Origin of the sequence: Methylobacterium platani (assembly GCF_001653715.1) — a bacterium.
Taxonomy (GTDB): Bacteria; Pseudomonadota; Alphaproteobacteria; order Rhizobiales; family Beijerinckiaceae; genus Methylobacterium; species Methylobacterium platani.
Window position 1 is genome coordinate 1 of record NZ_LWHQ01000043.1, and the last position, 17,015, is coordinate 17,015.

The 17,015-nt window shown below is 72.9% G+C and carries 17 protein-coding genes, 1 tRNA gene and 1 pseudogene; 13 read left to right on the forward strand and 6 right to left on the reverse strand.

Annotated features, from left to right (window positions below; genetic code table 11):
• Nucleotides 1-216 precede the first annotated feature (216 nt).
• The 5 genes and pseudogenes from A5481_RS21045 to A5481_RS21065 all read left to right on the forward strand — a co-directional run bounded on the left by A5481_RS21045 (nt 217) and on the right by A5481_RS21065 (nt 3,741).
• A complete protein-coding gene (locus tag A5481_RS21045; protein WP_048433705.1) occupies nt 217-831 on the forward strand; it encodes a LysE family translocator in 615 nt (204 codons plus the stop codon).
• 76 nt (nt 832-907) lie between these two features.
• A pseudogene (locus A5481_RS32680) lies at nt 908-1,582 on the forward strand (helix-turn-helix transcriptional regulator); the annotation flags it as partial.
• Nucleotides 1,583-1,683: 101 nt separating this feature from the next.
• The gene (locus A5481_RS21055) at nt 1,684-2,049 is read left to right on the forward strand and encodes a VOC family protein (RefSeq protein ID WP_048433703.1); all 366 of its coding nucleotides are present in this window, start codon (nt 1,684-1,686) and stop codon (nt 2,047-2,049) included.
• Between the two features lie 100 nt (nt 2,050-2,149).
• The gene (locus tag A5481_RS21060) at nt 2,150-2,710 is read left to right on the forward strand and encodes an isochorismatase family protein (protein WP_048433702.1); all 561 of its coding nucleotides are present in this window, start codon (nt 2,150-2,152) and stop codon (nt 2,708-2,710) included.
• A complete protein-coding gene (locus A5481_RS21065; RefSeq protein ID WP_425339733.1) occupies nt 2,707-3,741 on the forward strand; it encodes a GlxA family transcriptional regulator in 1,035 nt (344 codons plus the stop codon). Before A5481_RS21060 ends, A5481_RS21065 begins: the two co-directional genes overlap by 4 nt.
• A 129-nt stretch (nt 3,742-3,870) precedes the next feature.
• On the opposite strand, the gene A5481_RS21070 is transcribed toward A5481_RS21065, so the two are convergent.
• Nucleotides 3,871-4,305 (reverse strand): tellurite resistance TerB family protein, encoded by a 435-nt coding sequence (locus A5481_RS21070; RefSeq protein ID WP_048433701.1) that lies wholly within the window; start codon nt 4,303-4,305, stop codon nt 3,871-3,873.
• Between the two features lie 130 nt (nt 4,306-4,435).
• Entirely contained in the window at nt 4,436-5,245 is an 810-nt protein-coding gene (locus A5481_RS21075) for a formate/nitrite transporter family protein (protein WP_048433700.1), read from the reverse strand.
• A gap of 133 nt (nt 5,246-5,378) precedes the next feature.
• On the opposite strand from A5481_RS21075, the gene A5481_RS21080 reads away from it, so the two are divergent.
• Nucleotides 5,379-6,641 carry an alpha-hydroxy acid oxidase gene (locus A5481_RS21080; protein WP_053082345.1) on the forward strand — a complete coding sequence of 421 codons (1,263 nt, stop codon included), beginning with the start codon at nt 5,379-5,381 and terminating at the stop codon, nt 6,639-6,641.
• An 85-nt stretch (nt 6,642-6,726) separates the two neighbouring features.
• Here the strand turns inward: A5481_RS21080 and A5481_RS21085 are convergent, their stop codons facing one another.
• Nucleotides 6,727-7,809: an inositol-3-phosphate synthase gene (locus A5481_RS21085; protein WP_048433699.1), complete on the reverse strand. Its 1,083-nt coding sequence runs from the start codon at nt 7,807-7,809 to the stop codon at nt 6,727-6,729.
• Between the two features lie 144 nt (nt 7,810-7,953).
• Between A5481_RS21085 and A5481_RS21090 the strand changes: the two genes are divergently transcribed.
• Nucleotides 7,954-8,412, forward strand: a complete 459-nt coding sequence (locus A5481_RS21090) for a MaoC family dehydratase (RefSeq protein ID WP_048433698.1) — start codon at nt 7,954-7,956, stop codon at nt 8,410-8,412.
• Nucleotides 8,413-8,464: 52 nt separating this feature from the next.
• Entirely contained in the window at nt 8,465-8,872 is a 408-nt protein-coding gene (locus A5481_RS21095) for a DUF4345 domain-containing protein (protein WP_048433697.1), read from the forward strand.
• 316 nt (nt 8,873-9,188) lie between these two features.
• Here A5481_RS21095 and A5481_RS21100 read toward each other — a convergent pair whose 3' ends face one another.
• Nucleotides 9,189-9,602, reverse strand: coding sequence for a DUF2147 domain-containing protein (locus tag A5481_RS21100; RefSeq protein ID WP_048433696.1), 414 nt, complete (start codon nt 9,600-9,602; stop codon nt 9,189-9,191).
• Nucleotides 9,603-9,775: 173 nt separating this feature from the next.
• Nucleotides 9,776-10,933 (reverse strand): zinc-binding dehydrogenase, encoded by a 1,158-nt coding sequence (locus A5481_RS21105; protein ID WP_048433695.1) that lies wholly within the window; start codon nt 10,931-10,933, stop codon nt 9,776-9,778.
• A 132-nt stretch (nt 10,934-11,065) separates the two neighbouring features.
• On the opposite strand from A5481_RS21105, the gene A5481_RS21110 reads away from it, so the two are divergent.
• The 4 genes from A5481_RS21110 (at nt 11,066) to A5481_RS21125 (ending at nt 14,594) form a co-directional block, all read left to right on the forward strand.
• Nucleotides 11,066-13,090: an FUSC family protein gene (locus tag A5481_RS21110; protein ID WP_048433694.1), complete on the forward strand. Its 2,025-nt coding sequence runs from the start codon at nt 11,066-11,068 to the stop codon at nt 13,088-13,090.
• The gene (locus A5481_RS21115; protein ID WP_048433693.1) at nt 13,080-13,274 is read left to right on the forward strand and encodes a DUF1656 domain-containing protein; all 195 of its coding nucleotides are present in this window, start codon (nt 13,080-13,082) and stop codon (nt 13,272-13,274) included. The genes A5481_RS21110 and A5481_RS21115 overlap by 11 nt, the downstream gene beginning before the upstream one ends.
• A 10-nt stretch (nt 13,275-13,284) precedes the next feature.
• Complete coding sequence (locus A5481_RS21120) at nt 13,285-14,436, forward strand: efflux RND transporter periplasmic adaptor subunit (protein ID WP_048433692.1); 1,152 nt, start codon at nt 13,285-13,287, stop codon at nt 14,434-14,436.
• Nucleotides 14,437-14,507: 71 nt separating this feature from the next.
• Nucleotides 14,508-14,594, forward strand: a tRNA-Leu gene (locus A5481_RS21125).
• On the opposite strand, the gene A5481_RS21130 is transcribed toward A5481_RS21125, so the two are convergent.
• Nucleotides 14,557-15,957: an aminotransferase-like domain-containing protein gene (locus A5481_RS21130; protein WP_425350199.1), complete on the reverse strand. Its 1,401-nt coding sequence runs from the start codon at nt 15,955-15,957 to the stop codon at nt 14,557-14,559. The two genes, A5481_RS21125 and A5481_RS21130, sit on opposite strands and share 38 nt — an antisense overlap.
• 175 nt (nt 15,958-16,132) lie before the next feature.
• Between A5481_RS21130 and A5481_RS21135 the strand changes: the two genes are divergently transcribed.
• Complete coding sequence (locus tag A5481_RS21135) at nt 16,133-16,993, forward strand: DMT family transporter (RefSeq protein ID WP_048437651.1); 861 nt, start codon at nt 16,133-16,135, stop codon at nt 16,991-16,993.
• The last annotated feature ends 22 nt before the right edge of the window (nt 16,994-17,015 follow it).

The following is a 17,015-nucleotide window of genomic DNA, read 5'->3' on the forward strand; positions in this document are numbered from 1 at the left end:
CCAAAACTGAAAACGCTCTAGACGCACATTCAAGGCAGTTCGACCTGAGCGACGGAACCGACACCCTCCTGGTCATCCCGGGGCCGCGCAGCGGAGCCCGGGATGATGCGAAGGACGTCGTTTTCGTCAGGACAGATCGAGCAGGCGATCAGCCACGACCTTCATCATCCCCACGAATCAGCTACCCTCCGCCGATCCCGACGCAGGGGAAGACCAATGGATCCCGTCACGCTGATCTCGTTCGCGGCCGCCTTCGTGGTCTTCGCCGCGAGTCCCGGGCCCGACAACATGACCATCGTCGCCCGCACCCTGTCGCACGGGCCCGCGGCCGGCATCGCCTACGGGATCGGAATGGTGCTCGGCATCCTGACCTTCCTGGTCCTCGCCGCCGCCGGCCTCGCGGTCGTGGCGCAGGAGATGGGCGCGGTGATGACGGTCCTGCGCTACGCGGGCGCCGCCTACCTGGTCTGGGCCGGGATCAGGCTCTGGACCGCGGAGCCGGTACCGCCGGCGGAGCGGACCGGCGAAGCGCGGCCGGGTCTGGCGGCGAGCGTGCTCACCGGCCTCGCCCTCAACCTCGGCAACCCGAAGATGCCGCTGTTCACCCTCGCCCTGCTGCCGAACGTCGTCGGCGCCGCCCTCGCCCCGGCGCAGGTCGGGATCCTGGCGGCGGTGATCCTCGCGGTCGAGGCCGTGGTGATCGGCGGCCACGTGCTCCTCGCCGGCCGGTTGCGCCGCGCCCTGCGCACCCGGACGGCCGTGCGCCGGGCAAACCGCGTCGCCGGCGGGGTGATGGTCGGGTCGGGCGTCGCCGTGGTCGCTATGCGCTGAGCGGCCGGGGGGCCTTCGGTTCCGGCCGCCCGTCTGCGACGGAACGGCGTCCGATCCGTCCCGAGCCCGCCCGATCATGTCCCGTGCCGAACGCCTGCTCGATCTGCTCCAGGTCCTGCGGCGCCATCGCAAGCCCGTCAGCGGCCGGCATCTCGCGCAGGAGACCGGCGTCAGCCTGCGTACCCTCTACCGGGACATCGCCAGCCTCCAGGCGCAGGGAGCGGCGATCGAGGGCGAGCCGGGCCTCGGCTACGTCCTGCGCCCGGGCTTCACCCTGCCGCCGCTGATGTTCCGCGAGGAGGAGATCGAGGCCCTCGTCCTCGGCATGCGCTGGGTGGCGGGGCGGACCGACGGCCCGCTGGCGGCAGCGGCCGGCGACGCCCTGGCGAAGATCGCCGCGGTGCTGCCGGCGGACCTGCGCGACCGGCTCGACGCCTCGACCCTGCTGGTCGGCCCCGCCGAGTCGCTGCCGGACGGGGTCGACATCGCGGCGCTGCGCGGCGCCATCCGGGCCCAGCACAAGGTGGCGATCCGCTACCGCGACGCCGCCGGAGCCGGGTCGGAGCGGGTGATCTGGCCGGTCGCCCTCGGCGTCTTCGAGCGGGTGCGGGTCGTCGTCGCCTGGTGCGAGGCGCGGGACGACTTCCGCCATTTCCGCACCGACCGCATGGAGGCCCTGACCCTCACCGGGCAGCCTTATCCCCGCCCCCGCCACGCCCTCCTGCGGGACTGGCGGGCGGCGCAGGGAATCGCGTCGCGACGGCGTCCCGTCCGGGTCCCGATCGCTGCTGCCGGAATCTGTCAGTGGGCCGCCTTAAGCCCGGGGCGTCGCACCAGACGGGAATCCCGACCATGCTCCAGCCGACCTACACCCTGCTCTACGTCGACGACCCCGAGGCGAGCGGCCGGTTCTACGCCGCCCTGCTCGGCCGCGCCCCGGTCGAGGCGGGCCCGACCTTCGTGCTGTTCGCCTTCGAGGGCGGTACGAGGCTCGGCCTGTGGTCCCGCCACGCCGCCGTGCCGGCCGCCGCCATGACCGGCGGCGGCACCGAGATCGCCTTCACGGTTCCGGACGACGCCACGCTCGAGGCCACGCATGCCGCCTGGGCGGCGCGCGGCCTGCCGATCCTGCAGGCACCGACCGCGATGGATTTCGGCCGCACCTTCGTCGCCCTCGATCCCGACGGACACCGGCTGCGGGTCTTCCGCCCGGGGTGACGGGCTGTCTTTTTCCGTCCGCTTCCGGTCCGGGCGCGGCCTTTCGGGTCCCGCGGCGGCGCCTATCCTGGCGCCGTCTCCACCCTTAAGGATGACCGCCATGTCCGACACCGCCCTCCTGGTCATCGACGCGCAAGAATCCTTCCGCCACCGTCCCTACTGGGACGAGGCGGACCTCGCCCGCTACCTCGGCCGCCAGCAGGCGCTGATCGACGGCGCCATGGCGCGAAACGTCCCCGTCGTGCAGGTCTTCCACGTCGAGGACGAGGGGGCGTTCTCCCTCGCCGCCGGCCGTGTCCGCACCCTGGAGCCCCTGCGCATCGTGCCCGACGCGGTGTTCCAGAAGCGCCGCCACAGCGCGCTCGTCGGCAGCGGGCTCGACGTCTGGCTGACCCGGACCGGCATCCGCCGGCTCATCGTCAGCGGCATCCGCACCGAGCAGTGCTGCGAGACCACGACCCGCCATGCCTCCGACCTCGGCTACACCGTCGACTACGTGGCGGAGGCGACCATGACCTTCGCGATGACCGACGCCGCCGGCCGCCGCTGGAGCGCCGACGAGATCCGGGCCCGCACCGAGCTGGTGCTGGCCGGCCGCTTCGCCCGCATCGCCACCGTCGAGGAGGCGCTGGCGGGGCCCGGGGCCCGTCGCGCCGCGTGAGGACGACGACCGACATCGGGGGCGCCCCGCCGGTGGTCTCGCCGGTGGTCTTGCCGGTGGTCTTGCCGGTCGTCGTGGTATGCCCGCCGCGCACCCTGCTCCTCGACGTGGCCGGGCCCGTCGAGGTCCTGCGCAAGGCTAACCTGCTCCAGGACCGGGTGCGGTTCCACGTCGTCCATGCCGGCCCGTGCCCGGAGGTCGCGAGCTCGACCGGGCTCGGGCTCGCCGGGCTCGTGCCGCTGCCCGAGCCGCTGCCGGACGGCGCGACGATCCTGCTCGCCGGCGCGGCGGAGCTGGTGCTCGGCGATCCCGCGCCCCCGGGCGAGGCGGAGCGGGCGGCCGAGGCGGCGATCGTCGCCTGGCTGCGGGCGCAGGTCGGGCCGGGCCACCGCCTGGTCTCGATCTGCTCCGGCGCGCTGCTTGCCGCGCGGGCCGGGCTCCTCGACGGGCATGCCTGCACCACCCACCATGCGGCCTGCGCCGAGCTGGCGGCCTTGGCGCCCGCGGCACGGGTGCTGGAGGACCGGCTGTTCGTCGAGGACGGCGAGCGCCTGACGAGCGCGGGCATCACCGCCGGCATCGACCTGATGCTCCACCTCGTGGCCCGCCTCGTCGATCCGGCCTGCGCCGCGGCGGTGGCGCGCTACCTCGTCGTCTACCTGCGCCGGGCGGGCCACGACCCGCAACTCTCGCCCTGGCTCGAGGGGCGCAACCACCTGCACCCGGCGATCCACCGGGTGCAGGACGCGGTGAGCGCCGATCCCGCCCGGGCCTGGAGCCTGGAGATCCTGGCGGACATCGCCGCGACGAGCCCGCGCCACCTCTCGCGGCTGTTCAACCGCCATGCCGGGATGAGCCTGCCGGCCTACGTCAACGCCTTGCGGGTGGCGCTCGCCCGCGATCTCCTGGCCCGGACCCGCCTCGACATGGAGAGCGTGGCCGAGCGGGCGGGCTTCGCCTCGCCGCGCCAGCTGCGCCGGGCCTGGGGCCGACTCCACGACGGACCGCCGAGCGCGGTCCGGGCCGGATGATACCGTTTTCGGACGATTCCTTCCGGGAACGGTATCGCAAGCCCGCGCGGTGGAGCCGGAGGCTCCACACGCCCGAGCGAAGCCGGTTTCGCGCATCGCGAAGCGATCGGCCGGAAACCATATGACGGATCAGGCGAGCAGCGCGTCCCGGTCGAGCCCGAGCGCCGTCGCCACCTCGGTCAGGGCCCGGTGCTCGGAGGGGCTGATGCCCTCGAAATCGGCGACGTCGGCGGCGATCAGGAAGACGCTCTGGCGCTGCTCGGCCGGGCGGTCGGCGACGGCCTCCATGAAGTGGATGTTCTGCATCCGTCCGGCCCGGGTGCGGGCGCGGCCGATCCCGTCGTAGAGTTCCTCCTCCAGCATCAGGCTGTCGTAGCCCTTCTCGAGGATGGGGTCGGCGAGCATGCCTTTGAGCGCCGCCTCGAACTCCGCCCCGGCGACCTCGCCGTCGGCCACGATCACGTTGGCGCAGGCCGACACCGCCGCCCGCATCAGCGCGGCGTCGCCCGCATAGGCGGTCACCGTCTGCTTGAACCGGCCGAAGGCCGCCTGGACGATGCTCATGGGTCTCCCTCGGGCACGAATCGATCGGGCCTGCTTATCAAGAGCGAGGGAGGGAGCAAATCGGCAGGCTGCCGCAATGCAGCACCGGCGCCGGCCGCGGTTTCCCGCGCAGCCGCGCGTGGTGGCCGCGTCACAGTTCCTGCCGGACCTGTGCGTGCGCCAGGAGCGCGAACAGGCCGGTGCCGCCGATCACGTTGCCGGCGAGCGCCGGCAGGATCATGCCGCCCAGCACCTGTCCGGGCCCGGCCTCGCCGGCCCAGAGCAGCAGGAAGGCCTCGGCCGCGCCCGCCACCACGTGGGTGAAGTCGCCGAGGACGATCGCGAAGGTGAGGGTGAAGACGATCCAGAACTCGCCCCCGCTCGATGCCGCCCGCAGCCACGCCACGGTGGCGATGAGGAAGCCGGCCGGGATGCCCTGGAGCAGGAATTCCGACGGCTCCTTGTGCATCAGGCTCTCGCGCGACACCGCCAGCATCGCGTCGAGGAGCCCCGGGGCGACGAGGTGGCCGTGGACGGTGAGCCCCGCCGCGGCGGCGGTGCCGATCAGGTTGCCGAGGAGCACGATGCCCCAGAGCCGGGCGGTGCGCGCCAGGGCCCGCCCGCTCGGCCGGGTGGCCAGCGGCAGCACGGTCACGATGGTCTGCTCGGTGAAGAGCTGCAGCCGCCCGAGGATCACGATCAGGAAGCCGAGGGGGTAGCCGAGCTGCGAGACCAGGGTCCGGGCCGCCATCCCCTCCGGCAGCTTGCGGTGCAGCGCGCCCACGGCGATCACCGAGGCCATGATGGCGATGCCCGCCGCCACGCTCGACCAGAACAGCGAGCCGGCGGGGCGGGACAGCTCCTCCTCGCCCTGCCGGCGCACCGCCTCGTGGACGATCGCGGCGCGCGGCGCCGAGCGGTCCTCGATCTCGCCGCGCTCGGCCTCGTCCCGGTTCGCCATGAGTGCCGCCGCCGCGCCGCCCGCGAGGGGCCTGGAGCGGGTTCGACGCGCGCCATCTGCCGCCGTTCCATCGGGCGTGGGCCTCGTGGTACCCGTCATGCGACCGGACGCGAGAACCGGGAGGGAGGCCGAAATGGACGCAGACGAGCGCCGGACCGGGCGGGCGATCGCCCGCCGACCGTCCTCCGCGCTGGCGGCGGCACCGCCGCCCGCGCCGGTGCCGGCCCCCGCCCCGACCCGGCTCGCCGCCCGCCTGCAGCGGGCCCACGCCGTCGCCGACCTGCGCGCCCAGGCCGCCCGGCGGCTGCCGAAGGCGGTGTTCGACTTCATCGACGGCGGCGCCGAGGACGAGCGCACCCTGCGCGACAACGTCGCCGCCTTCGACGCCTGGATGCTGATGCCGCGGGTCGGCGTCGATGTCGGCACCCGCGACCTCACCCGGTCGATCCTCGGATACCGCTCGTCCCTGCCCCTGATGATGGCGCCGACCGGGCTCGCCGGGTTCTTCTGGCCCGACGGCGAGGTCGCGGGCGCGCGGGCGGCGGCCCGGGCCGGCATCCCCTACTGCCTGTCGACCAACTCCGTCGGCTCGATCGAGCAGGTGGCGGACGGGGCGCCGGACGGCGAGCGCTGGTTCCAGCTCTACTTCCTGCGCGACCGCGACTGGATGCAGGCGCTCCTCAGCCGCGCCGCCGCCGCGCGCTACCGGGTCTTGTGCCTCACCGTCGACCTCGCGGTGCAGGGCCGGCGCGAGCGCGACCTGCGCAACGCCTTCACCATGCCGCTCAAGCCCCGCCTCTCCACCGCCCTCGACCTCGCCCGCCGCCCGGCCTGGCTCGCCGGGGCCGCCCGCTCGCGGCTCGGCTTCGGCAACTTCCAGGTCGCAAGGCGCGGCTTCACCAGCGTCGCCCAGCACGTCGCCTCGCTGTTCGACCCGTCGGCGAACTGGGACGACATCGCCCGCATCCGCGACACCTGGCGCGGCCCGATGGCGTTGAAGGGCCTGCTGCATCCGGCGGATGCCGAGCGGGCGGTCGCGCTCGGGATCGAGGCGGTGATGGTCTCGAACCACGGCGGCCGCCAGCTCGACGACGTGCCGGCGGCGATCGAGGCCCTGCCCGACGTGGCCGGGGCGGTGGCCGGCCGGGCCGAGGTGATCCTCGACGGCGGCGTGCGCCGCGGCACCGACGTCATCAAGGCGCTCGCCCTCGGCGCCACCGCCTGCAGCCTCGGCCGCCCGTTCCTGTGGGGCCTCTCGGCCGGCGGGTCCGAGGGGGTCTCCCGGGCGATCGAGATCTTCCGGGGTGAGCTCGACAACGCGATGACGCTGCTCGGGACGCCGAGCCTCGACGCGATCACGCGGGACCACGTCCGGGCGCGGCGCGGCGGGTGGTGAGGGCCGGTACCCCTCCACCCGCTGTCCCTCCCGACCTCGTCGGCGAGATTGAGTTGATGACGCCGAGGAAACGCGAACGGCGCTTCTACCGCCCCTCCCCCGCCACGAAGGCCAGCGTCCTGCGATGCGCCTCCTCGTCGGTGAACTGCTCCGGCGGCGATTTCATCAGCCAGCTCGACGGGCCGACCAGCGCCCCGCCGATCCCGCGCTCGCGGGCGAGCGCCGCGCAGCGCACCGCGTCGATGACGATGCCGGCGGAGTTCGGCGAATCCCACACCTCGAGCTTGAGTTCGAGGTTCAGCGGCACTCCGCCGAAGGCGGTACCCTCCAGGCGGATATGCGCCCATTTCCGGTCGCTCAGCCACGGCACGTAGTCGCTCGGGCCGACATGGATGTCGTCCGCCGGCAGGGCGGTCTCGAGCTGGCTCTGCACCGATTGCGTCTTCGAGATCTTCTTCGATTCGAGCCGCTCGCGCTCCAGCATGTTGCGGAAATCGGCGTTGCCGCCGAAATTGAGCTGGTAGGTCCGTTCCAGCTTGACGCCGCGCTCGCGGAACAGGTGCGCCAGCGCCCGGTGCACGATGGTGGCGCCGACCTGGCTCTTGATGTCGTCCCCGATCAGCGGCAGCCCGGCCTGCGCGAAGCGCCGGCACCACTCGGGATGCGAGGCGATGAAGACCGGGATGCAGTTGACGAAGGCGCAGCCCGCCGCCAGCGCGGCCTCCGCGTAGAACTCGGTGGCCGCTTGCGAGCCGACGGGCAGGTAGGAGACCAGGATCTCGGCGCCCGCGCGGCGCAAGGATGCCGCGACGTCCACCGGCCGGGCCGGTGATTCCGGCACGATCGCCTCGAGGTAGCGGCCGAGCCCGTCGAGGGTCGGGCCGCGCTCCACCGTGACCCCGGCCGGCGCCACCTCGGCGAAGCGCGCGGTGTTGTTCGGGACTGCCAGGATCGCCTCCGCGAGGTCGCGTCCGACCTTGTCCCGCGCGACGTCGAAGGCCGCCACCACCGCCACGTCCGCCACCCGGTAGCCGCCGAGATCGGGGCTCATCAGGCCCGGCACCGTCCCGCCGGGGCCGGCCTCGCGGTAGAAGGTCAGGCCCTGCACGAAGGAGGAGGCGCAGTTGCCGACGCCCGCGATCGCGACCCGCACGCTCTTCTGGCCCACCGCCGGTACTCCCTCAGACCGAGACTCACCGAATCTAGGTAGAACACTTGGGTGGAGTATCTACGGGCAGGGCGGCCATCGCCGATCGCGCGTGGCCGCGGGCATTGTCCGGCCCTATGGTGCAGGGGCATGGGAGGAGACCGCATGGAGATCTTCGACGGGCCGGAGGCCCTGAAGGCGGCAATCGGGCAGGAGATCGGGGTCGGCGAGTGGATCACCGTCGACCAGGCGATGATCGACCGCTTCGCCGAGGCGACGGACGACCACCAGTGGATCCACGTCGACCCGGAGCGGGCCGCGCGCGACTCGCCCTACGGCGCGACGGTGGCGCACGGCTACCTCACCCTGTCGCTGGTGCCGCGCTTCATCGCCGGGGTGCGGCGCCTGGACGGCCTGCGGCTCAGCCTGAATTACGGCCTCGACCGGGTGCGCTTCCCCGCCCCCGTGGTGGTGAATTCCCGCCTGCGCGGCCGGGTCCGGGTGGCCGCCGCCCTCGACGTGCCGCCGCGGGGCCTGCGCACCACCTACGGGGTGACGGTGGAGATCGAGGGCGCCGAGAAGCCGGCCTGCCTCGCCGACGCGGTGGTGCTGCATCATTGGTGAACCCGGCAGCCCCTGGGGGATTGTCGGGGGACGAGGCAGCGAGGCCGTGAGGATGACTGACGAGGCGGAGCGGCGGGCGCTGCAGCGGGTGGTGGCCGTGGCGGGGATCGTGCCGGTGGCGGGCGGGCTCTACGGCGTGCTGTTCGGCCAGGCCGGGATCGGCGGCGGCGCCTTCGACGTCTCGACCGACAGCCATTTCCGCTACCTGTCGGGCCTGCTGCTCGGGATCGGCCTTCTGTTCTGGTCGACGATTCCCGGGATCGAGACCAAGACGTCGCTGTTCCGCTTCCTGACGATGATCGTCGTGCTGGGCGGTCTCGCCCGGCTCCTCGGCCTGTGGCTGACCGGGGTGCCGTCGCTCGTCATGCTGGCGGCGCTCGGCATGGAGCTGGTGGTCACGCCGCTGCTCTGCCTGTGGCAGATCCGGGTGGCGAACCGGGCGGGGGCGGCGGTGCTGTAAGGCGCGGTGGAGGCCGCGCCTCAACCCTCCCACCTGCGCGGGGCTGTTCGGGGAAAAATCCCTTCTAAAATTATGCGCGGGATCCCCTCTCCCGTGTGGGAGAGGGGTAGGGGCGATCGAAGATCGCGCGAGGGTGCTACGGTCCCGAGTCGAACTCCGAACGTCCCGCTGCCAGCACGACGGTCAGAGCTTTACACGGATGCGTGTCACCCTCACCCCCGGCCCCTCTCCCACACGGGAGAGGGGAGGCGCGCCACAACTTTCCCCGGACGGCCCTGCCGCGAAGAGGGGGAGGGCTCAAGGGCGCAGCGCTTCGTCAGTCCACCCGCGTCCACATCTGCTTCTTGCAGATCAGTCCGCCGAGCACGCAGCCCGACAATTCCAGCACGTTCGGCCCCTTCATGGCGAGCTTGCCGGAATAGGTCTTGCCGTCGCGAAAATTGTAGAGCGAGCCCTCCCAGCCCTCGCCGGAGGGGCGCATGTCGCGGGAGAGTGCCACGCCGACGAGGCTGCGGCCGCGCAAGCCGGGGTCGGGGTTGTTCACGTCCTTGGTCTCGCCGTTCATCACCTTGGCGATGATGCCGCAATAGCCGGCGCCGCAGCGGCTGATGCGGATCTGCGAGTCACCCCCGGGGGTGAGCCAGGTCCCGGTGGGCTGGAGACCCGCCTGCGCGTGGGCGAGGGCCGGCGCCCAGGCGAGGAACAAGGCGGCGAGACGAAGAGGGCGCAACGGCGTGGGCTCCGGATGGGCGAATCGCGAAGCCCCCGACCTAGAGCACTTCGCGATCGCGTTGCAATCGCGAAGTGCTCTAGGTCTTTGATTTTGCCGCATTTTTTGAGACGAACCGGTATCCACTTCGTCGGAAAATGCTCTAGCGCCTTCGCGCCCGCCCCGCCATCGGTTCAGGCGACGAGCTCGGGGAACGGCACGATGGTGGATTTCACCGTCCTCATCGCCATCGCATCCTTCACCGCCTGCGACACGCCCTCCTGGGTGAAGGGGTAGACCGTCTGCATCTCGAGCCACGGGTACTTGTCCCGGGCGCGGTAGAGCATGTCGACGCCGAGCGGCAGGTCGTTGCCGGTGAAGGCCCAGGAGCCGAGCACGTTCAGGTCCTTGGAGCAGATCCGGTGCCAGGAGGTCTCGATCTTCCCCGCATCGGTGAACTGGCCCATCTCGACGTAGGTGCCGCCGTCGCGCAGGAACTCGATGCCCTCCGGCCCGGCGCTCGGATGGCCCGAGCAATCCATGACGAGGTCGGCGCCGAAGCCGCCGACGATCTCGCGCACCGCGGCGATACGGGCCTCCGGCGTCGTGACCTCGGTGATGTCGACGGTCGCCTCGGCGCCGAACTTGCGGGCGAGCGCGAGCCGCGGCTCCTCCGGCGCGCCGACGCAGATCACCCGGCCGGCGCCCATCTCCTGGGCGGCCGCCACCGCCAGGATGCCGATCGGCCCCGAGCCCTGGATCACGACCGTGTCGCCCCACTTGAAGCCGCCGGCCTTGGTCGCCCGGTTGAAGGCGCGGATGCACGAGGTCAGCGGTTCGGAGAGCGCGCCGAGGCGCAAGGACATGTCGTCGGGAAGCTTGTAGACCTTGGTGCCCGGCAGCATCTCGAGATCGACATAGACGTATTCGGCCCAGCCGCCCCACAGGTGCGGCGCCTTGTCGAAGCCGAGATAGCGCCCGTAATAGACCGGGGTCAGGCACTTGTTGGCCTGCTCCGGATAATGGACGCAGTAATAGCAGTGGCCGCACGGCATCAGCGGCGGGATCATCACCTTGGAGCCGACCTGGAGCGGCTTCTCCATGAAGTCGGCAGTGAACTCGTCGCCCTTCTCGACGATGACGCCGCCGATCTCGTGACCGAGCGTGAAGGGCCACGGCAGGGGCTTCGGCCAGTGGCCCTTGAGGATGTGCTGGTCGGTGCCGCAGACGCCGCAGGCGCCGACCTTGATCAGCGCCGCCTTGCGCGGAACCTTCGGCCAGGGCACCGATTGGATGACGGGTTCCGCCCCGGGGCCCGCGAACGTCGCGACGCGGATCTCTGGCTTGCTCATCGGCGCTTCCTCGGCTGGCTGTTCTGGCGCGGCCCGCGGCCACGGGCCGGGTCGCTGCCCGGTTGCGCCCAGCCTACCACCGAATTCGAATTGTGCATCCCAATCGGGCGCGATCGATCGCGGAGGGATGCGATGCCCCAGGTGAACGCAGCCGACGGGACGGAACGCCGGGGCTGGATCGACGCGGTCCTCGACCGGATCGAGCCGCCGCCGCTCGCGTCCTGGGCCTATGCCGTGCGGATCTGGCTCGCCATGATGCTGGCGCTCTATGCCGGGTTCTGGCTCCAGCTCGAGAGCGCGTCCTCGGCGGCCGTGACGGTGGCGATCCTCGCCCAGCCGCGGCGCGGCCAGGCCCTGTCCAAGGCGGCCTACCGCTTCCTCGGCACGCTCGTCGGCTTCGCGGTGGCGATCCTGTTCACGGCCCTGTTCGGGCAGGACCGGGTCGAGATGCTGGTCGCCTTCGCGCTCTGGATGGGCGTCTGCGTCTTCGTCGCGAACTACCTCCAGGGCACCAAGGCCTACGGCGCCATGCTGTCGGGCTACACGGTGGCGATCATCGCGATCAACAACATCGACGCGCCGCAATCGGTGTTCGAATCCGGCATCGCCCGCGTCGCCGCGATCACGCTGGGCATCGTCTCGATCACCTTCATCAACGACGCGCTCGGCGCTCCCTACGTCTTCCCCGACCTCCGCGCCGGCATGCAAAAGGCCCGCGACGCGGTGCGCGACCTCGTCCGCCGGGCCGTGCGCGACGGCGATCCGGGGCCGGAGGCCGCCGCCGACGCGATGCGGCTCGCCGCCGCCCCGCGCGACGCGATCGGCGTCGTCGCGACCGAGTTCCACGACGGCGAGAACCGGGCGGCGGGCGGACGCAGCGCCGTCGCCGCCCTGTTCGCGTCGGTCGCGGCCGCCCGCTCCTTCGCGCTGGCCGCGTCGCGCTCGGGCGATCCGGACGACCTGCGGTCCCGCGTGCTCGCCGGCCTCGACGGCGACCGCGATGCCCTGCCCGACCTGATGGCCCGCCTCGACGCGCTGGCGGCGGGCGGCGACGCCGATCCCGATACGGTGCTGCTGCACCGGCGCGCCATCGACCTCCTGCGCCAGGACCGGCTCGCCGGGGACGGGATCGCGGCCCTCGAGACCGGCCGCGCGCCGATGCGGGACATGCGCCTGCCGGTGCACCGCGACTTTCCCGATGCGCTGCGCAACGCCGCCCGGGTCGTCATCACGATCGCGATCAGCGCCGGGCTCTTCGTCCTCAGCGGCTGGCCCGCCACCTCGGCGGCGCTGCTCCAGGTCTCGGCCTTCGCGGCGCTCGCCTCGATCAACCCCAACCCGGTCGGCTTCGCGACGGGCGCGCTCTGGGGCATGCCGCTCGCCGCGGCCTGCGCCGGCATCGTCGAGTTCATCGTCCTCGACGGCGGCCAGGGCTTCCCGCTGCTCGCCGTCGCGATGGCGCCGGTCATCGTCGTCGCGTGCCTGCTCAGCCTGCGGCCGGCGACCGCGAGCCTCGGCTTCATCCTGCTGGTGTTCTTCCCCGTCGTGCTGTCGCCGGCGAACCCGCAGCCATACAACCCGGACTCCTACCTCACCTCGAGCACGCTGTTCTGCGTCTCCGGGCTGATCCTGTTCCTGGTGATCCGGATCGTGCTGCCGACCTCGAACGCCCAGCGCCGGCGCTGGTCGCTCCGGGCCGCCCGGGCCGACGTGATCGAGGCCCTGTCGGGCGAGCCGCAGGAGGCCGACGAGCGGGTCAACCTCGATGCCGACCGCGTGGTGCAGTTCGCCGGCTGGGCCTGCGCCGGCGGGGCGGTCCGCCGCGCCGCCCTGCGCCACGCCTTCGCCCTCGCCGCCCTCGACACCGCCGCCGCCGGGGCGCAAGCCGGCCTGAACCGGCTCGCCGGGGTGCCGGCCTATGACGGCGCCGTGCACGCCGCCCGCGCCGCCCTGCGGCGGGCCGAGGCGGGTCCTCTGCGCGAGGCGGGTGCAGGCCTCCTCGCCGCCGCCCGGGCCGGGCCGACGGAATCGCGCCCCACCGCGACGCGGGTTGTGGCCGACCTCACCACCGCGTCCTATGTCGTCGAGGGGCAGGGCCGGGTGCTGCGGCGCCTCGGCCTGTGGGGGCCCGGGAACCGGGCTGGCGATGTTTCATGAGCTGACGATCGGCGGGGTGCTGGTCTCTCCCTTCGTCGCCTACGCGATGGCCGCCCTGGCGATCCTGCTGTGCCTGCGGCCGGTCCTGCGGCTGATGCGCTTCGAGCGCGTCTTCGCCAACCCGCCGCTGGCCGAGGCGGGGATCTACGTGTGCATCCTGGCGCTCCTGATCGTGCTGGTCTGAGGAGGGAACGGTGGCGGTCAAGCGGACGACCCGGGGACGCCGGCTCCTGCGCATCCTGGCGACGCTGGTGGTGCTGGCGCTGGCCGCGGCCGCGGCCCTGATCGTCTGGGACTACTACGTCACCGCGCCCTGGACCCGGGACGGGCGGGTGCGGGTGCAGGTGGCGAGCGTCGCCCCCCAGGTCTCGGGCCAGATCACCGAGCTGCGCGTCGTCGACAACCAGCTCGTCCGCAAGGGCGACGTCCTCTACGTGATCGATCCGTTCGACTTCAAGGTCGCGCTCGATACCGCCAAGGCCGACGTCGAGAATCGCGCCGCCGACCTCCAGGTCAAGCGCGCCCAGGCCGCGCGGCGCGAGGCGCTGACCACGGTCTCGACCTCGATCGAGGAGAAGCAGCAATTCGCCGGCACCGCCAAGCAGGCGGAGGCCGCCTTCGCCTCGGCCCAGGCCCAGGCCGCGCAGGCCGAGATCAACCTGAAGCGCACGGAGGTGCGGAGCCCGGTCAACGGCTACGTCACCAACCTGCTCCTGCGGGTCGGCGACTACGCCACCGCCGGCACCCGCAACGTCTCGGTCATCGACGCCGATTCCTACTGGATCGACGGCTATTTCGAGGAGACCAAGATGGGCCACATCCGCGTCGGCGATCCGGCGACCGCCGCGCTGATGGGCTATGCCGAGCCGATCCGCGGCCGGGTCGACAGCATCACCCGGGGCATCAGCACCGCGAACGCCGCGGCGAGCACGCAGGGCCTGCCCGGGGTCGACCCGGTCTACACCTGGGTCCGCCTCGCGCAACGGGTGCCGGTGCGGATCCGCATCGAGCAGATCCCGCCCGACCTCGCCCTCGTCGCCGGCATGACCGCGACGGTCTCGGTCGGCGCCTATGCCGAGCCCCGCGACCGCCTGCGCGACGTGCTCGTCCCGTTCCTCGACCGGCTGGGCCCGAAGCGGCCGGACGACGCGACGGTGGCGCCCGCCGGAATCACCACCACGGTCAAGGGATCGCACGAGGTCTCGACCCTGCCGGTCCCCGACCCGAAGGCGGGGCCGAGCGCGGAGCAGATCGCCCCCGGCATCGCGCCCGGCATCAACGCGGCGCCGGAGACCGCGCCGGCGCGGGAAGCCCCCGCGAAGGAGCAGCGCGGCTCGCAGCGCTAGGGCTCCGGCCGCACCGCGCGGGATTGACACGCTCCCGCTTCGCACGGCAGAGGAGAGGGGCTTCACCGCGCGCGGGCGTGGCGGAATTGGTAGACGCAGCGGACTCAAAATCCGCCGTCCTCACGGATATGTCGGTTCGAGTCCGACCGCCCGCACCACCGGCCCGGCCTGCGCCGCCAGGGCGCGGCGCAGCACCGGCATCACCCGCTCGTCCGCCATCTGCGCCACGTTGAAGCGCATGCACGGCGATGCCGTGCGCGACACGCTGAACACGTCGCCGGGCGCCAGCACCACGCCCTCGCGCAGGGCCGCCCGGGCGACCGCCGCGGCGTCGCGCCCGTCCGGCAGGGTGCACCAGAGATAGAACCCGCCCCGCGGCATCAGCCAGGGCCGGATGCCGAGATCGGCGAGCCGCTCCGCGCTCTCGCGCCGCGCCCGGGCGAGGCGCCGGCGCAGGGACTCGAGGTGCTTGCGGTACTGCCCGTCGCCGATCGCCCCCGCGACCAGCTCGGCCGCGACCGGGCTGACCCCGCCGAAGCTCGTCGCCACCTGGAGATCGATCAAGGCCTCGATCCACTCGGCCTTCGCGACGACGTAGCCGCAGCGGATCGAGGCCGAGAGCGTCTTGGAGAAGCTGCCGATCCGGATCACCCGCTCGAGCCCGTCGAGGGCGGCGAGCCGCGGCGACGGCTCGGGCTCGAAGGGGGCGAAGATGTCGTCCTCGACGATGACGACGTCGTGGGCGGCCGCCGCGTTGAGGATCCGGTGGGCGACCGCGGGAGCGAGCGTGGCCCCGGTCGGGTTGTGGAGCGCCGAGTTCGTCACGTAGAGCCGCGGGCGGTGCGCGGCCGCAGCCTCGGCGAAACGCTCCGGGTCGGGCCCGGCCGGGGTATAGGGCACGCCGACCACCTCCGCCCGGTGGGCGCGCAGCAGCGCCTGGAAGTTGAAGTAGCAGGGGTCGTCGACCAGTACCGTGTCGCCCGGCCGGACCAGCAGGCGGCAGATCAGGTCGACGCCTTGCGTGCCCGATCCGGTGAGCAGGATCCGGTCCGGGCCGACGCCCAGGCCCTCTTCCGCGAATTGCCGGGCCAGCAGCCGGCGCAGGGGCAGCGGGCCCCGCGTCGCGCCGTAATCGGTGAGCACCGCGTCCTCCGCCTTCGCCAGGGCGCGGGCGGCGCGGCGCAGGGAGGCCAGCGGCATCCACTCCGCCGGGAGCCAGCCGCAGCCGGGCTTCGGCATCGCGGGCTCGCCGTCGAGGGATTGCCGCGACACCCAGAGCGGATCGACCGCCCGGTCGAGCCGCGGCCCGATCTCGGCCAGGGTCGGCGGCGGGGCGGCGGAGGCGGCGTAGAAGCCGGAACCGGGGCGCGAGCGCACCGCCCCCTCCGCCGCCAGCCGCTCGTAGGCCTCGACCACCGTCGAGGGCGAGACGCCCATGGCGGCGGCGAGCCCCCGGATCGACGGAAGCCGCTCCCCCGGCGCCAGCCCCCGTGTCGCGATCCGCCCGCGGATCGCCTGCATGACCGCCGCCGTGCGGCCGCCTTCCGTCATCGTCCCATCGCCGATCGTCAGGGTCGTCGCACCCATACAGTTCGGGCAAACCGTACGGGATCGTGCCTTCGCGGGCCAGCCGGTCGGCGCTATTGCGCCACCGGATGCAGCGATGTCCTGTCGCGATGCGGGAGAGGGTCGGACGATGCCGCGAGCGGCGGACGGATGGGGCAGCGGGCTCCTCGGGGTGGTGATCTTCAGCGGCTCGCTGCCGGCGACCCGGGTGGCGGTGGGGGGATTCTCGCCGCTCTTCCTCACCTCGGCCCGGGCGGTGATCGCCGCGCTCCTCGGGGCGGCCCTGCTCTGGGGCTTGCGCCAGAAGCGGCCGGCGCGGTCCGATCTCGCCTCCCTCGCCATCGTGGCGCTCGGGGTGGTGGCGGGCTTCCCGCTCCTGACCGCGCTGGCGCTACAGCACGTCACCTCGGCCCACTCGATCGTGTTCATCGGCCTCTTGCCGCTCGCCACCGCGCTGTTCGGCGTGCTGCGCGGGGGCGAGCGGCCGCGGGCGGCGTTCTGGGCGTTCTCGCTCGTCGGCAGCGCGGCGGTCGCGGGCTTCGCGCTGATCCAGGGCGGGCCGGCCTCGCTCGCCGGCGATCTCCTGATGCTCGCCGCGATCCTGCTCTGCGGGCTCGGCTACGCGGAGGGCGCCGCCCTGTCGCGCCGGCTCGGCGGCTGGCAGGTGATCTCCTGGGCACTGGTGCTGTCCCTGCCGGCGATGCTGGTCCTCGCCCTCGTCACCCGGCCGGTGGGCGTGGCGGGCATCGGCGCGCCGGCCTGGCTCGGCCTCGCCTACGTGTCGGTGTTCAGCATGCTCGTCGGCTTCGTGTTCTGGTATCGCGGGCTGGCGCGGGGCGGCATCGCCGGGGTGGGCCAGCTGCAGCTGCTCCAGCCCTTCCTCGGCCTGGCGCTGGCGGGGCTCCTGCTCGGCGAGCCTGTCGCCCCGTCGATGGTCGCGGTGACCGGGCTGGTCGTGCTCTGCGTCGCGGGGGCCAAGCGGTTCGCGTGACCATGCGACCCGCCCCATCCTG

Bases quoted from the DNA above. Each gene is read 5' to 3' on its own strand.
- A5481_RS21110 (WP_048433694.1), top strand. From the start codon at position 11,066: ATGCCCCAGGTGAACGCAGCCGACGGGACGGAACGCCGGGGCTGGATC.
- A5481_RS21130 (WP_425350199.1), bottom strand. From the start codon at position 15,957: ATGCAGGCGATCCGCGGGCGGATCGCGACACGGGGGCTGGCGCCGGGG.
- A5481_RS21070 (WP_048433701.1), bottom strand. From the start codon at position 4,305: ATGAGCATCGTCCAGGCGGCCTTCGGCCGGTTCAAGCAGACGGTGACC.
- A5481_RS21105 (WP_048433695.1), bottom strand. From the start codon at position 10,933: ATGAGCAAGCCAGAGATCCGCGTCGCGACGTTCGCGGGCCCCGGGGCG.
- A5481_RS21060 (WP_048433702.1), top strand. From the start codon at position 2,150: ATGTCCGACACCGCCCTCCTGGTCATCGACGCGCAAGAATCCTTCCGC.
- A5481_RS21080 (WP_053082345.1), top strand. From the start codon at position 5,379: ATGGACGCAGACGAGCGCCGGACCGGGCGGGCGATCGCCCGCCGACCG.
- A5481_RS21045 (WP_048433705.1), top strand. From the start codon at position 217: ATGGATCCCGTCACGCTGATCTCGTTCGCGGCCGCCTTCGTGGTCTTC.
- A5481_RS21090 (WP_048433698.1), top strand. From the start codon at position 7,954: ATGGAGATCTTCGACGGGCCGGAGGCCCTGAAGGCGGCAATCGGGCAG.
- A5481_RS21095 (WP_048433697.1), top strand. From the start codon at position 8,465: ATGACTGACGAGGCGGAGCGGCGGGCGCTGCAGCGGGTGGTGGCCGTG.
- A5481_RS21135 (WP_048437651.1), top strand. From the start codon at position 16,133: ATGCCGCGAGCGGCGGACGGATGGGGCAGCGGGCTCCTCGGGGTGGTG.
- A5481_RS21075 (WP_048433700.1), bottom strand. From the start codon at position 5,245: ATGGCGAACCGGGACGAGGCCGAGCGCGGCGAGATCGAGGACCGCTCG.
- A5481_RS21055 (WP_048433703.1), top strand. From the start codon at position 1,684: ATGCTCCAGCCGACCTACACCCTGCTCTACGTCGACGACCCCGAGGCG.
- A5481_RS21115 (WP_048433693.1), top strand. From the start codon at position 13,080: ATGTTTCATGAGCTGACGATCGGCGGGGTGCTGGTCTCTCCCTTCGTC.